Below are 14,271 nucleotides of genomic sequence, written 5' to 3'. Positions count from 1 at the left end.
GTGGCCGACCGCCGCAAACCCCGCCGCGTCATGCGCCACGTGCGCCGCATCCCCGGCTACCGCTACGCCCGCCGCACCGTCGTCCCGCGCATCCGCGACAGCGCCACCGCCCGCGCCGTCGTGCACCGCCTCTTCGCCGTCGACTCCAAGCAGCACACGCCGCTCGACGTCACCGCCGGCCGGCTGCTCGCGGGCGTCGGCACCGAGCGACTCCCCGTCGTCGTCGTGCTGTGTCTGGGGCTGCCTGCCACGCAGGTACGGGACGTGGTCGACGAGCTCGCCGAGCTGCAGGTGCTGACCGCCGGCTTCCGCCCGGTGGTCGTCATGGACGTCGCCGAGCTGGCGACGGCGCGCGCCTACGGCTACCCCGCCGAGCTGCTGTTGCCGGAGGCGGAGTGGACGCACGCGACCCAGACCTGGGACGACTACCTGCGGGCGACCCTGGCGACGATCTTCGCGAGCTACCGCAGCACCGCGTCGGTGACGGTGGGCCCCGAAGGCCTCACCCCCACCGACAAGCTGCTGCTCGGCGCGCTCGCCCCGCGGGCCTGAGCCGTCGCCGTCAGGGCATCAGCGACGGACCCGGCGGCGGCACCGGCTCGGGGTAGCGGTCGCGGCGCTGCACGAACGGGCTGCCGCTGCCGCCGGGCGGGGCGATCACGAACCGGTACAGCGCCCAGGCCAGGATGCCGCCGATGACCGGCCCGGCGAGCCAGGCCGCGAGGCCGTCCCACTGACCGCTGACCACGGCGGGACCGAAGCCCTTCGCCGGGTTCAGCGCGCTTCCCGTGAGCGAGTCGGTGGCGAACGCACCGACGGCGACGGTGAGACCGATGCCGAACGGGTACGCGGACAGCGGTGCACGGTCGTCGACGACGGCCCCGAACACGACCAGCACGATGGCCATGGTGAAGATCGCCTCGAGGGCGATGGCCCCGCCCACGCTCATGCCGCTGGCGATGACGGGTGTACCGAGCTCGACGATTTCGCGGTCGGTGGTCAGCATCACGGCGACGGCGCCGAGTGTGGCGCCGGCGAACTGGGCCAGCCAGTAGGCCACCGCCGCGAGCACGTCGATCTTCTTGTCGAGCAGCATGGCCAGCGTGACGGCGGGGTTGAAGTGGCCGCCCGAGACGTGCCCGAGGGCGACCACCAGGCCCACGACGACGAACCCGTACGCCAGCGCCCGCGGGGTCGCGCCCGCGTCGAAGACGAGCAACGTGGCGCTGACGAGTATGAACACCCCAACCGCTTCGGCGACCGCGTTGCGGATCCATGCGTCAGTCATCGACGACACCACTCCTGTCGAACTCGCTCAGCTTCGGCCCGCGGCCGTGTCCACCCACGCGGTGATTGTCGAACGCCACCCTGTCAGGAGGACCCTATCGCGACCGCGCGCCTCGGCGGGTCAGTGCACAGGAGTCGCGGAGCCGGCCAGGATCTCGGTGTACGCGGCCTCGACCGCCATGCCGATCGCGTCGCGGCCCCGCTCGCGCACGACCCACTCGCGAGCCGCGCTGCCGAGCCGCCGGCGCTGCTCGGGGTCGTCCAGTAGCTGCTCCAGAACGCCGCGCAGGTCGTCGGCGTCGCCCTGGTGCGATACGCGCCCCGTGACACCGTCCTGCACGACCTCAGCCAGTACCGCGACGTCGGAGACGATGACCGCCCTGCCCGTGGCCATCGACTCGAGGAGCGCGATCGGAGCGATCAGCTCGCCGGCCGGAAGCGGCAGGCGCGGGAACGGCGCGATGTCGATGAGGGACAGGTAGCGCGCCACCTGCTCCTGAGGCACCCGGCCGGTGAACGTGACGATGTCGCCCAGCCGCAGGCGCTCGGCCTGCGCGCGCACCGTTCGCTCCGAGGGGCCGTCGCCGACGACGATCACGCGGACGTCGTCGCGTGTCTGCTTCAGGCTCGCGACGGCGTCCAGCAGGACGTCCAGGCCCTCGTGATCGACGAGGCCTCCGACGTAGCCGATGACGGTCCTGCCGGCCAGATCGAGTTCGGCCTCGAGCGCGCGATCGCGTTCGGCCGGCCGGAACCGGTCGACGTCGACGCCGTCGGGCACGACGACGATGCGGTCCTCGGACACGCCGCGGCGAGCCATCTCGTGGCCCAGGGCCTCGCTCGTGACGAAACAGCGGTCGGCCTCGAGGGCGACGCCGGTCTCGAGCCGGCTGAGGAAGCGGTACCGGTCGGAGCCCTCGAAGGCGGGATCGCGCGAGACCTCCGTCAGCTCCGCGAGCCCACGCATCTCGTAGACGAACGGCAGCCCGAGCCGACGGGCGGCGGTGAGCCCGGCCATGCCCGCGAGGTGGGAGCTCGACGCCTGGATCAGGCTCGCCCGGTGCTGGACGGCGAGGTCACGGACCCCGCTCTCGAACCGCTCGAGGTACGACGCCAGCGGGTACCGGGGGTACTGCCGGACGCCGTCGTCGAGCAGCCGGTGGTACGCGATGCCGTCGACGTGGTCGACATCGGGAACCGTCGTCGGGTCCGACGCCTTCCAGCCGTCATAGGGAAAGCCCCACCGGGTGACCGCGTGTGGGCGCCAGCCCTGCTCGGCCAGCGCCGTGAGGACGCCGTGCGCACGGGCGTCGTACCCGTTGGAGCTGTGGGGCGGCGACTGCGAGAGCACGGCCAGCATCGCGCGCGGCGCCGGCTCGTACGGCGTCGCCTCGGCCGGTGCGGGGAACGTCCAGCCCTTCCGGGCGATGGTCAGCTGGTCGCGTGCGTCGTCGAAGGTGGCGCGAAGGCCGGCGTTGTCAGGACGGACGACCAACGCCTTGGCCGCCATGATGGACGCGGCGGTGGCGTGGCCGGCGGCGAGCGCCAGCGACGCGGCCTTGCCGACCTCGGCCAGAGGGAACCCGGCTCGGGCGCCACGCGGGCCGATCTGCGGACTGTTGTGCGGTGTGGTCGCGACGAACACGGCCACGTCGTGCCAGGCCCGCCGACGCACCAGCGCCTGGATGACAGTGCGCAGCGGCCGGCCGCTGGTGGCCAGGACCCGCGCCAGCTCGGGCTTGAACCCGTGCGGTCCGGCCTCGTGCGCCCGGACCAGCCGGGCCTCGTCGAGCAGCTCGTCGAACCTCTCGCGGCTGGCCTCGCGCAGCTTTGGCAGCGCCGAGACCATGGCGTCGTAGCGCTCCAGCAGGTCGAGGTCGGCGCCGGCCAGTGCGTCGACGGCGCGGCCGAACTCCTTGACGCTGCGGGGCGGAGTGTCGAGGAGCAGTTGCCGAGACTCCTCGGCGTCGTCGGCGCGCTCGAGCCGCAGCGCCAGCCGTCGCCGCATCACCAGTGTGGTGACGGTCCGCTCACCGGCGTCGATGGCGCGTTCCACGGCCTCGAACGCACCGGTGTCGTCGCCGGTGCGTTGCCGTGCCACCGCGACGAACCGCCACGTCGCGCCGCCGTCGGACGCCCGCTCGGCCACCGGCTCGACCAGCCGGAGCATGCGGGCGGGGTCGCTCTCGACGAGAGCGCCGGCCGTGCGCAGGCGGGTGCGCACGACGAAACCGACCCACCGCGACGGACCCAGGGTCGGCGGAACGACCAGGGCCACCCGGCGGGCCAACCTGCGCGCCACGCCCCCGCGGCGGTGGAACTGCGTGCTCACGTACGAATCCCCGGTTCTGCCGATGCGTCGGCGACGATGATACCGAACGACGATGACAGCATCTGACAGATCGATTTACACGTCGACATGCGCGCGCGGATCACCGTAGAACGCAACCTGCGCGCCACCGATCATCAACTCTGTGTCGGTGACCTTCCAGGTGTGCGCCTCGCGGTCGGTGCCCCGGATGCTGACGAAATTGAAGCGATCGGACGAATAGGTCTTCACGCCCGATGCCCAGGCCCGGTTCAGGAAGTCCGTGTCGACCGCCCGGGGGATATCGCTGAACCGGAGATCCTTTGCGAGCTCGGTGTCGGCCATGATCGATCCCCCTTGGACGAGCCGGTGATACCGGTGCTGATATCCGGCGTATCGAAGCACGACCGCATTGACCGAACGCAACCAGATGTAGTGAGCCCACTTACCGACGATGCCGGCCCCGGTGCTCGAGAACGCGTTCACGAGATCGGTGAGATAGTGCCGGCCGTAGAAGTTGTCGTCGTCCATCTTCGCCGTATAGCGCCCACTCGCGGCGTCGACGCCGAGATTCATCATGGTGCCCAGGGGCGCGGACGCGTCGGCATCGATCACCTGGAAGCGCTCGACGCCGTGCTCCTTGGCCCGCGCGTGCAGATCGGCGTGGTCCAGCGGCAGCCCGTGCAGCACGAGGATGAGCTCGTGATCGCGGTGCGCCTGCCGGGCCACGTTGGCGAAGACGTTGTCCAGCTCGTGCTCGCGGTTCGTCGGCACGACGATCGACACCGAGCGGTCCTCGGTCGCCGGGCGCCGCCCGAGGGCAGCCAGCACCGTGTCGACCCGGTGGCCCAGGGTGTGACCGGCGAGCACGGCCCGGTGCAGTTGCAGTACCTCTCGGTCCCGCAGCTCCTGCTGGGCGACGCGGGCGATGATCTCGCGCTCGAACGCCGCGGGTTGAGGGGCGCTCGCGACGTGGGGTCGCAGGTCGGCCGGCAGCGCCGCGTGGTACTCGGGCAGGGTCACGACTGCCGTCTGTGCCGCCGCCGCGTCGAGCAGCGCCCACGTCGACTCCGGAGCGTTCCGTGCTGCATCGATCAGCACCCTGTAGTGGTCGACGACCGGCCTCGACAGTTCCGGGACGGTCGATTCGACGGCGATCGGCCTCACCGCCGCAGGCCACGGAGTGTCGGCGCCGACGGTGCCGCGCGCGCCGCCCGCGCGCCAGGTGTGCAGCTCGGGGAGCGCCCGCCTGCCGACGGCCGGCGCGACGAACGACTCGAGCCCACGAACGGACACAGGGTCGAGTGCACCTTGATCGGACACGACGGCGGCCGCGCCGGGGCGGCGGTCCGAACCGCCGGCGGTGACGGGAGAGTGCGCCATCGGCGCGGTGGCCGGTGCGAGCGGGGCCACCACGGTGCCGGGCCAGCGGGACTGCCAGCTCTCGGCCGCGGCCGCATCGGCGACGAAGACCACGTCAGCCGCCTCGGGCAGGGTACCGGCGGCCTCGGTATCGGCCGAGCCGCTCGTCACCCACACCACGACGGGCAGCCCGAGATCGCGGGCAGCGCCGACCAACCGGGCGGGCTCGCCGTCGACCGGCCCCCAGCCCGGCAGGTGGCCTGACTGGATCTCGAGGAGCAGGAGCTCGGCCTGCGCCGGTTCCAACCGCTCGGCCCACTCGGCTGGGTCGAGGACGATCTGCTCCCACTCCCACGCCAGACCATCGGCCAGCCGAGGTGCGGCTGCCACCGCCACCCGCAGACCGGGACGCGCCGGAACCGCTTCGGCGGGAAGCAGCTCGCCCAGCATGTCGCGGATCTGGCGGACCTGCGGATGACGATCGACGGGCGCCGCGGCCGCGACCGCGGCCGGTTCCGGGACGGGCCGCGGCGTCCCCCGGAGCTCGCGGGCGGCTCGACGCAGGCGCCCGGCAGCGCCCCGTGCAGTACGGATCATTGGACGATCTCCTCCAGCGCCGCCGCCAGGCGGGGAGCCAGTGTGTTCACATAGGTGACGGTGAGATGTGACCCCTGCCGGTAGACGAGCACGTTCCCGATGACGGGGGCGCACGAGTCGGCGGGGCAGATGTAATTGTTCAGGTTGATCCAGGTCGCGTCGCCGAACTCCTCGACGGCTCGGCTCTGGGTCTCGGCCGCACTGTCCTCGATGGCGGTGCTGCGGTCGAACGCGCACTTGGTCAGCTCGTCGGGGCGCTTGGCGACGCATTCGTACACGTCCCTGTTGGGCTGCGGGGTGTCGGCCAGGACGGCGACCTCGATGCCGGCGTCGACGAGTTGGCCCCACCGTTCGACCAGGCCGTCGACCATGGGCGCGACGGCCTCGCCCTCGCCGGGATCGTCCGGATCCCGGAGCGCGCGCTTTCGTCCTTGTGAGGTCAGGACGAGATCCGGCGCGTCATCGCGCAACTGGTCCAGCAAGGACTCGTTCCAGGCGCTGCACGAGTCGAACACGCCGCCGTCGGCACTCAGCGTGGCGGTCGTGAACGAGCAGGTCGACTTCGTGTAAGTGACGACCCGCCAGCCGTTCTCCTGGCCGATGGTGTCCAGCGCCGTGATCCATTGAAGCGCCTTCGAGTCACCGACCAGGGCGATGGTGACGTCACCGTCCGGGTCGCCGTACTCGCAGGCGACGACCTCCGACGAGTCGATGTCGACCTGGCAGCCGTCGTCGTAGGCGTCCGGGACGTCCTCCGGCGCGGACAGCGGGTCGGGGGTGATCCACTCGGATTCGTCGACGGGAACGCCGTCGGGGTCGGTGCGCGGGTCGGTCGCGTCGAGGACAGCCGCTCCTGGGGCGGCCTGAGCCGCCACCGGCGGCGCCGCAGCCTGCGGAACCGACGCCGTCAGCACCAGCCCCGCCACCACGCCGGCCAGCGTGAGATTGGCGCCCATGCTCAGCGCGAACCGCGAGGAGCGCACCATGGACCGCGCGTGCCGGACCGGGTTCTCGACGTACTTGTACGCCAGCCACGCCGGAATGAACGAGAACGCTATGACCAGCAACCCCTGCCAGGCCCGCAGCTCACCCCAGTGCGCTGTCGCCAGCACGATCAGCGGCCAGTGCCAGAGGTACAGCGAGTACGAGAGCCCGCCGATCCATACGAACAACGGGATGCCCAGCAGTACCAGCGGCCCGCGGCGACCGGCCGCAGCTCCACCCGCGATCACCGCGGCGGTGCCGGCCACGGGCAGCAGCGCCGCCGATCCGGGCCAGGCCGTGTCGGCGGTGATGAGGAACGCCGACAGCCCGACCGCGCCGAGTCCCGCCCAGGCACCCCAGGCGGCGATCGTCTGTGGCAGTCGCGCGAGCACGGGCATGCCCAGCGCTACGCCGGCGCCCACGGCCAGCTCCCACAACCGCGTCGTCGACACGAAGAACGCCGTCGACGGGTTCGTCGACGTGAGGTAGATCGACCAGGCGAACGACGGCACGGCGACCGCCGCGAGGCCGACCCCCATCCAGGCCCGCGGCGGCTCGTTGTTGCGGCGCACCCACAGAGCGATGAGCAGGATGAACAGCGGCCAGACCAGATAGAACTGCTCTTCGACAGCCAACGACCAGAAGTGCTGGACCGGGGACGGGCCGACGTCCTCGGCGAGGTAGTCGACCGAGCGGTCGGCCAACCGCCAGTTGACGAAGTACAGGGCGGCCGCGGCGATGTCACCGCCGAAGGCCCGCCGGTCGATGGTCGGTGCGATCAGGAAGGTCAGCAGCGCCGTGACGCAGAGCACCAGCGCCGCCGCCGGCAGCAGTCGCTTGGCGCGGCGCGCGTAGAACTGTGCCAGCGACACCGTCCCCGTCTGCTCGACCTCGCGGATGAGCATGCCGGTGATGAGGAATCCGGAGATGACGAAGAAGACGTCCACTCCGACGAAGCCGCCGGGGACGAAACCGACACCCGCGTGGTAGATCAGCACCATGCCGACGGCGACGGCCCGCATGCCCTCGACGTCGGGACGGAACCGCGGTGGCGGCGGGCGCTCGGCGACCCGCCGCCGGGCCGGCTGGTAGGTGGCGGCGCTAGTCACGACCCTCCCCAGCGGCCCCCTTGCCGTGGACGTATGCCTCGATGACCTCCGCGATGCGCTCGCCGGCCCGGCCGTCCCACAGCGGCGGGACCGGCCAGTCGGCCGCTCGTCCTGCGGACAGCACCTGACTGGCGACGAAGCCGAGCTCGGCCCTCGTCACCAGGCGGTTCGTCCCGTGCGTGATGGTCACCGGGCGTTCGGTGTTGGCCCGCAGGGTCAGGCACGGCACCCCGAGGATGGTCGTCTCCTCTTGAACGCCGCCGGAGTCGGTGACCACCGCGTTGGCGCCACGGACGAGGCCGAGGAACTCGACGTAACCGAGCGGGTCGATGACCCGCAGACGATCGTGCGAGAACAGTCCGGCCGCCTCCAGTCGAGCCCGTCCGCGCGGATGCAGCGGCACGACGACCTCGGCGATGTCGGCCACCGAGTGCATGGCTTTGACCAGCTCCGCGGCATCGTCGGGATCGTCGACGTTGCTCGGGCGGTGCAGCGTGGCGACCACGTAGTCCCCGTTCAGCCCGTGGTCACGGCGGGCCTGGTCGGCGTCGAACCGGTCGAGGTTGGCCAGCAGCGTGTCGATCATCGGGTTGCCGACGAAGTGCACCTTGCCGGCTCGCACGCCCTCGTTGCCCAAGTGGGTCAGCGCGTCGGGGCTGGTGGCGAAGAGCAGGTCGGCCAGTTGGTCCGTGACCACACGATTGATCTCTTCGGGCATCGTCCGGTCGAAGCTGCGCAGTCCGGCCTCGACGTGGGCGATGGCGATGCCGAGCTTGGCCGCGACGATCGCCGCCCCCACGGTCGAGTTGACGTCCCCGTAGACCACCACGAGCGCTGGACGGCGTGCGAGGAACAACTCCTCGAGGCCGGTCATGATCGCCGCGGTCTGTCGGGCGTGCGAGCCCGAACCCACGCCGAGGTCGACGTCGGGCTGCGGCAGTGCGAGCTGGCGGAAGAACACCTTCGCCATGGCGTCGTCGTAGTGCTGACCCGTGTGCACGAGCTCCTGCGCCACGCCCCGGGCCCCGAGTGCCCGGATGACGGGTGCGGCCTTGGGGAAGTTGGGGCGCGCGCCGGTGACGTGAATGACGAGTTCGCTGGACAATGGGGCCTTCCATGTCTTGTGACCGAATAACACAGCGCGCTTGCGAGGTCCGCGCACAGGGTATCCTCCCCAACCATGGCCCCGGACGGGAACAATGGCGAGTCGCCGACGCACGCCGCGGCGAGACTGCAGGTCGCCGACGGCTCTCTCGCGCAGATCCGCGCGCTCCACAGTCAGGTCGCTCGCCTGACGGCCACCGTCGAACGGTCCCGGCCGCTCCCGCAGCGGATCTCCCGCGGGGTGGCCCGGGCGCGCCGCAACGGGTGGAGGCTGCACACGTATCCGCGCGCGTTTTGGCGTGGCTTCCGAGCGACCGGCACCGGCAAACTCGCGGGCGCCGACCTCGACACCTTGCGGACCCTGAGCGACCAGGGCGCCCACGACCAGGCCATGGCCTTCGCCGCGGCCCTACTGCCTCTGAAGTCCGGCGACGCCGAGTTCCTCGACGTCGCCCGGCACGCGTTCGCCCGGCCCGGAGCGCTGAGCCTGCAGCTCCAGGCCACCGAGGCGCTGGTGCGTGTGGACGACTCGCCCTCCAGGCAGTCCCAGCTGCGCAACGTCGTCGGCCGCATCCGCGAGACCGAGCCGGACTGGTTGCCCGCGGTTCCCACCTCCTCTGCCCCGGCCGACCCGGTCCGCGGCCGGGTGGTGCACCTGTTGAAGGCCGCGATGCCCTATCGCCAGAGCGGCTACACGATGCGCAGCCAGTACATCGTCGACAGCCAGCGGGCCGCGGGGCTCGACCCCGTCGTCATCACCGCGTTGGGCTTCCCTGGTGACAGCGACACCACAGTCCCCGACGTCGAGGTCATCGCGGGCAGCCCGCACCACCACCTCGGCAACGCGACGAAGCGCCTGCTCAAGGGGCCGCCCGATCTGTACCTCGACGCCTACGCCGAGGCGGCGGCCGCCCGCGTGGCCGAGGTGTCGCCGTCGATCATCCACGTGCACTCGGGGCACCGCGGGTACGAGCCGGCGCTGGTCGGCCTGGCCCTGGCCCGTGAGTTCGACCTGCCGCTGGTCTACGAGGTGCGCGGCTTCTTCGAGTCGCTCTGGAGCCGTGAGGCGGCGTGGAACGAGCGCGGCGAGCTGTACGAGCGTCGCATCGCCACCGAGATCCGCTGCATGCGTGCGGCCGACGCCGTCGTGACCCTCAGCGAGTCCATGCGCGCCGAGATCATGTCCCGGGGCATCGACGGCGCCAAGGTCCACGTGGTGCCCAACGGCGTCGACGTGTCGGCGTTCCACCCCGGGCAGCGGGACGCGGACCTCGTCGCCGAGCTCGGTCTGCAGGACCGGTTCGTCTTCGGCTACGTCAGCAACCTCGACCACCGGCGCGAGGGTCACGAGACGCTGATCCGTGCGGCGGCCCGGTTGCGGGCGAACGGGGTTCCCGCGGTCGCGCTGATCGTCGGCGACGGCAACCGTCGCGCCGAGCTGGAGCAGCTGGCCGCAGCCGAAGGAGCCGGCGACTCGGTCCTGTTCGCCGGCCGGGTCCCGCACGATCGCGTGCTCGACTACTACCGGCTGCTCGACGTCTTCGTGGTCCCGCGGATCGCGGAGCGAGCGGCCCGTCTGGTCACTCCGCTCAAGCCGTTCGAAGCCATGGCCGCCGGCATTCCCGTGGTCGCGTCCGAGCTCGCTCCGCTGCTGGAGATCGTCGGCGACGGCGAGCGAGGGCGGTCGTTCCCGCCCGGGGACGCTGATGCGCTCACCGAGGTCCTCACCGAGCTGCGGCACGACGAGGACGCCCGGAACGAGATGGCCAAGCGAGCGCGCGACTGGGTGGTCGCTGAGCGGCAGTGGTCGAGCAACGCCGCACGGTACGCCGCCATCTACGCCGCCGTCACCGGCGGCGGAGAAGGGTGACGCCGCGCACGGGCATGACCACCGACACCGCCTTCCTCGACCAGCTCGGCGACCGGCTCCGGGGCAGTACGACGCCCACCACGCTGGCCACCGCCGTCACCCGCATCGACAGCCCGCAGGCGGCCGAGATCGTCGCGCGGCTGGCCGGTGCCCGATCGGGACGCGCGGAGCTGTACGACCAGCTCCGCGCGGGCACCGCCCCCGCCAGCCTCGACCCGGCCTGGCTGCTGGCCATCGCCAGGATCGCCGCGCTGGGTCGTGGCATGGCCGACCCGGACGTCGCGGTGTCGGCCTTCGGCCTGGTCCGCGACCGGCAAGGTACGGCGGTCTTCGATTCTGCGTCCGCCGATCTCTACGCTCAGCTGCTCCTGCGACACGCGCCGGACCGCCTGGCCGACCTGCTCGGGGAGCTCGAGCTGACGGATCCGGTGCTGTGGGCGCTGCAGACCGACGCCGTCAACCCGTTCACCGGCGCCGGCCGGTCGGCGGACGAGTGGGCGGCTCGGCTCACGATCCCCTTCACGGACGCCGGCCTCGATCCGGTCGGCGTCACCGGCGACGCCGCGGTTCCGTTCGAACGGCTGACCGCGACGCCGGCGACCACTGTCGAAGACGCGGGCACGGTCACCGTGGTCATGTCCGCCTACCGCCCGGACCGGGGCATCTTCGCGGCGGCCGCGTCGATCCTGAACCAGAGCTGGCGCGACCTCGAACTGCTCGTCGTCGACGACGCATCGCCGCCGGACTACACCGAACTCCTCGACGAGGTCGCCGCCCTGGACGACCGCGTCCGGGTACTCCGCGCGCCGGTCAACGGCGGCACCTACCTGGTGCGCAACCTGGCCCTGGACCATGCCCGCGGCGACTTCGTCACGTTCCAGGACTTCGACGACTGGTCCCATCCGCGCCGACTGGAGCGGCAGCTCGAGCCGTTGCTCGCCGACCCGCGTCTCCTGGCCACCCGGAGCCGCGCCCTGCGGGCGTTCCCCGATCTCAGCTTCACCTACCCCGGCTACCCGCCCGGACGTCTCAACGCGTCGTCACTGCTGTTCCGCCGACGTGAGGCACTCGAGCTGGCCGGGTACTTCGACGCCGTGCGCAAGTCGGCCGACGTCGAGTTCCCCCAACGACTGGCCGCGGCAGCCCCGGGCTCGTTGCTCGACCTGCCCGAGTCGCTGCCGCTCGCCGTCACCCAGCTGCGGACCGACTCGCTGTCGCGCGGGCACATCTCGCCCGGATGGCTGCACTGGACCCGAATCCTGTACCGCGACGCCTTCCGGTATCGCAATCGCCTGATCCGCGCCGGGTCGGTGCCGGCCCGCTACGACGGCAATCCCGGCGCACGGGTGTTGCCGCTTCCGGACCCGTCCTGGTCGGCACTGCCTTCCGCACCGTCCGAGCCGCGGTACGACGTCGTCGTCGTCAACGACTGGCGGCAGAAGAAGCGCAATCCGGACGGCGTCATCGCGGATCTTCGCATGGCCATCGGTGCCGGTCTGAGCGTGGCGGTCGCTCATGGCGAGACCTTCGATCCAGCACCGCGGCCCGGCGCTCACGAGGCCATGGACTCGCGGATCCTGGAGCTCTTCACCACCGGCGAACTGGCCGTTTCGCACCTCACTCAGCGCGCCCGGGCCGGCCTGGTGCTGGTTCACGATCCGGCGGCGCTGCAGTTCGTCCCCGATACCGGCGGATCGGGGCTGACGGCCGAGCGGGTGGCCGTCGTGGTCGATGAGGCGTCCGGGCAGGACGAGGGACGCAGCTATCGGGCCGCCGACGTCGCGGCGAACGCGAAGCGGCTGTTCGGCACGGAGCCCGTCTGGGTGCCACGGACTGCCCGCGCCCGTGCCCGCCTCGAGGCGGGCGGGTTCGGCGAGGTCTCCGCCCACACCCTCGTCAACGCCTTCGCCCCGTTCGGCTTGACAGTGCACATCCTGCGTCCGGGCCCGGGCCGGCCCGTCATCGGCCGTCACGTCCCGGACCATGCCAGCCACTGGCCGGCGACCTCAGCGGACCTCCTGGCCGCCTATCCCGACCACGACGACATCGACGTCCGCTTGCTCGGTGGTCACCGGACACCGGCTCGCGCCCTGGGCGGCGCCGCTCTGCCGCCCAACTGGCTGACCTACGACGACGACCAGATGGACGTCCGCACCTTCCTGGCCCAGCTCGACTTCTTCGTCTACTTCGACCGTGACGGTGCTGCCGTGCCCGGAGCCGCCGTCCTCGAGGCTGTGGCCAGCGGCTGTGTGGTCGTGCTGTCGCCGCAGCTGAAGCCGGTCTACGGCGACGGTGCGGTGTACTGCGCCCCCGCAGAGGTTCGCGACGTCGTCACCAGGCTGCACGGCTCGCCGGACGCCTTCGCCCAGCAGCAGCACCGCGCCCGCAGGTGGGCCGACGAGCACCACGGTGCGAGCGCCTTTCTGACGGCCCTAAGCGGACTCGCCGGCGGCTGACCGGTTCAGGACGAGAACCTTGAGGGCGTCGCCCGGCGGCACCGCCCACTCGTCCAACCCGTCGACCTCCTTGCACCAGCGGTGCCAGACCTCGCGCTCGTCCGGCCGCGTGGCGTCGTCGAGGGCGACCACTGCGTTGTCGCGCAGCTGGTCGGCCAGCTTCGGCACGGCAGGGTAGCGCGCCATCGGGCCCGTCGCCTTCGGCGGGCCGTCGACGACGAGCAGGTCGATGTCGCGGAGATCGGCCATGGCGGCGTGGTCGTACCAGAATGTCTCGTGCTCGGGCAGGCCCGGATCGGTGAGCCCCGCGACCCGCACCTCGACGACGTCGCCGAGGCCGTGTGCGGCCACATGGGCGCGAGTCAGCTCCGCGAAGCGTTCCTCGTGGTCCATGGCGACGACCCTGCCGGAGCCCAGCTGCTGCAACACGTATCCGAGCCAGAGTGTCGACGTGCCGGAGCCGAGTTCGACCACCAGCTCGGGGCGGCGCTGCCGGACGACCTCCAGGAGTGTGAGCACGCCGGTGGGGTCCAGCGCCCAGCCACCGGACGACGGCATGGCGGCTCGTGGCTGCACACGTTCGTAGAGCTGGATGAGCGCCTCGGTCTGCCGGATGTGCCGGGCGAGCTCGGCTGCCTGCCGCTTGTCCAGCGCCCGGCGGTCGCGCTCGGCCCCGTCCAGTGCGGCGCTGACCCGCTGCCCGGTCTCGGCGAGACCGGACCGAACCGCGGCGAGCTCGCCATGCCAGTCGCCCAGCTGCGCGTCGACACGAGCGCGATGTGCGTCGACGCCGGCGGCGACGTCGGAGAGCTCCTTCTGCAGGCTCGCCTCGGCGACGCGCCTCTCGTCCAGCGCATGCCCGATGGAGGCCAGCCCGTCCGCGGTCTCGACGCGGCCCTTCTCGGCGGCGGCCACCATGCGCGTGCCCAGGTTGCCGAGCTGCCGGTGCGTCCTGTCCACCGACACGGCGACCTTGCGGACCTCGTTGGAACGTGCCATGCGGCCCCGGATGTCCACCAGCAGGACGACACCCGCCACCTGGACGGCCGCGACGATCGTCAGGGCCACCTGCCACCAGCCCAGCGCTGCCGACACACCGACGACGACCACAGCGATGCCCGCGACGATCATGGCCGCACGCTGCTTCGTCAGCCTCATCGGAACCTCCAGGAGACTACGCTCGCCGAACCTCAC

General features: G+C 71.7%; 9 protein-coding genes. 3 read left to right on the top strand and 6 right to left on the bottom strand.

Annotated elements, in window-relative coordinates; genetic code table 11:
• Entirely contained in the window at positions 1–552 is a 552-nt protein-coding gene (locus HD601_RS15100) for a hypothetical protein (RefSeq protein ID WP_184823139.1), read from the top strand.
• Between the two features lie 10 nt (positions 553–562).
• Here HD601_RS15100 and HD601_RS15095 read toward each other — a convergent pair whose 3' ends face one another.
• From HD601_RS15095 to wecB, 5 genes are all read right to left on the bottom strand, one after another.
• Complete coding sequence (locus tag HD601_RS15095; RefSeq protein WP_184823137.1) at positions 563–1,288, bottom strand: MIP/aquaporin family protein; 726 nt, start codon at positions 1,286–1,288, stop codon at positions 563–565.
• Between the two features lie 120 nt (positions 1,289–1,408).
• Positions 1,409–3,619 (bottom strand): glycosyltransferase, encoded by a 2,211-nt coding sequence (locus tag HD601_RS35715; RefSeq protein WP_184823135.1) that lies wholly within the window; start codon positions 3,617–3,619, stop codon positions 1,409–1,411.
• 75 nt (positions 3,620–3,694) lie between these two features.
• Entirely contained in the window at positions 3,695–5,554 is a 1,860-nt protein-coding gene (locus HD601_RS15085) for a glycosyltransferase (RefSeq protein ID WP_184823133.1), read from the bottom strand.
• Positions 5,551–7,647 (bottom strand): acyltransferase family protein, encoded by a 2,097-nt coding sequence (locus HD601_RS15080; RefSeq protein ID WP_184823132.1) that lies wholly within the window; start codon positions 7,645–7,647, stop codon positions 5,551–5,553. The genes HD601_RS15085 and HD601_RS15080 overlap by 4 nt, the downstream gene beginning before the upstream one ends.
• The gene (gene wecB / locus HD601_RS15075; protein WP_184823130.1) at positions 7,640–8,752 is read right to left on the bottom strand and encodes a non-hydrolyzing UDP-N-acetylglucosamine 2-epimerase; all 1,113 of its coding nucleotides are present in this window, start codon (positions 8,750–8,752) and stop codon (positions 7,640–7,642) included. Before wecB ends, HD601_RS15080 begins: the two co-directional genes overlap by 8 nt.
• Before the next feature lie 75 nt (positions 8,753–8,827).
• Between wecB and HD601_RS15070 the strand changes: the two genes are divergently transcribed.
• Both HD601_RS15070 and HD601_RS15065 read left to right on the top strand, forming a co-directional pair.
• Positions 8,828–10,621 (top strand): glycosyltransferase family 4 protein, encoded by a 1,794-nt coding sequence (locus HD601_RS15070; RefSeq protein WP_184823128.1) that lies wholly within the window; start codon positions 8,828–8,830, stop codon positions 10,619–10,621.
• Entirely contained in the window at positions 10,618–13,077 is a 2,460-nt protein-coding gene (locus HD601_RS15065; protein WP_184823126.1) for a glycosyltransferase, read from the top strand. The genes HD601_RS15070 and HD601_RS15065 overlap by 4 nt, the downstream gene beginning before the upstream one ends.
• Here HD601_RS15065 and HD601_RS15060 read toward each other — a convergent pair.
• Positions 13,054–14,235: a class I SAM-dependent methyltransferase gene (locus HD601_RS15060; protein WP_184823124.1), complete on the bottom strand. Its 1,182-nt coding sequence runs from the start codon at positions 14,233–14,235 to the stop codon at positions 13,054–13,056. The two genes, HD601_RS15065 and HD601_RS15060, sit on opposite strands and share 24 nt — an antisense overlap.
• Positions 14,236–14,271 lie beyond the last annotated feature (36 nt).

Origin of the sequence: Jiangella mangrovi (genome assembly GCF_014204975.1) — a bacterium.
GTDB classification, from domain to species: domain Bacteria; phylum Actinomycetota; class Actinomycetes; order Jiangellales; family Jiangellaceae; genus Jiangella; species Jiangella mangrovi.
The sequence above is the reverse complement of the archived record's forward strand: the minus strand, read 5'-3'. Positions and strand labels throughout refer to the sequence as shown.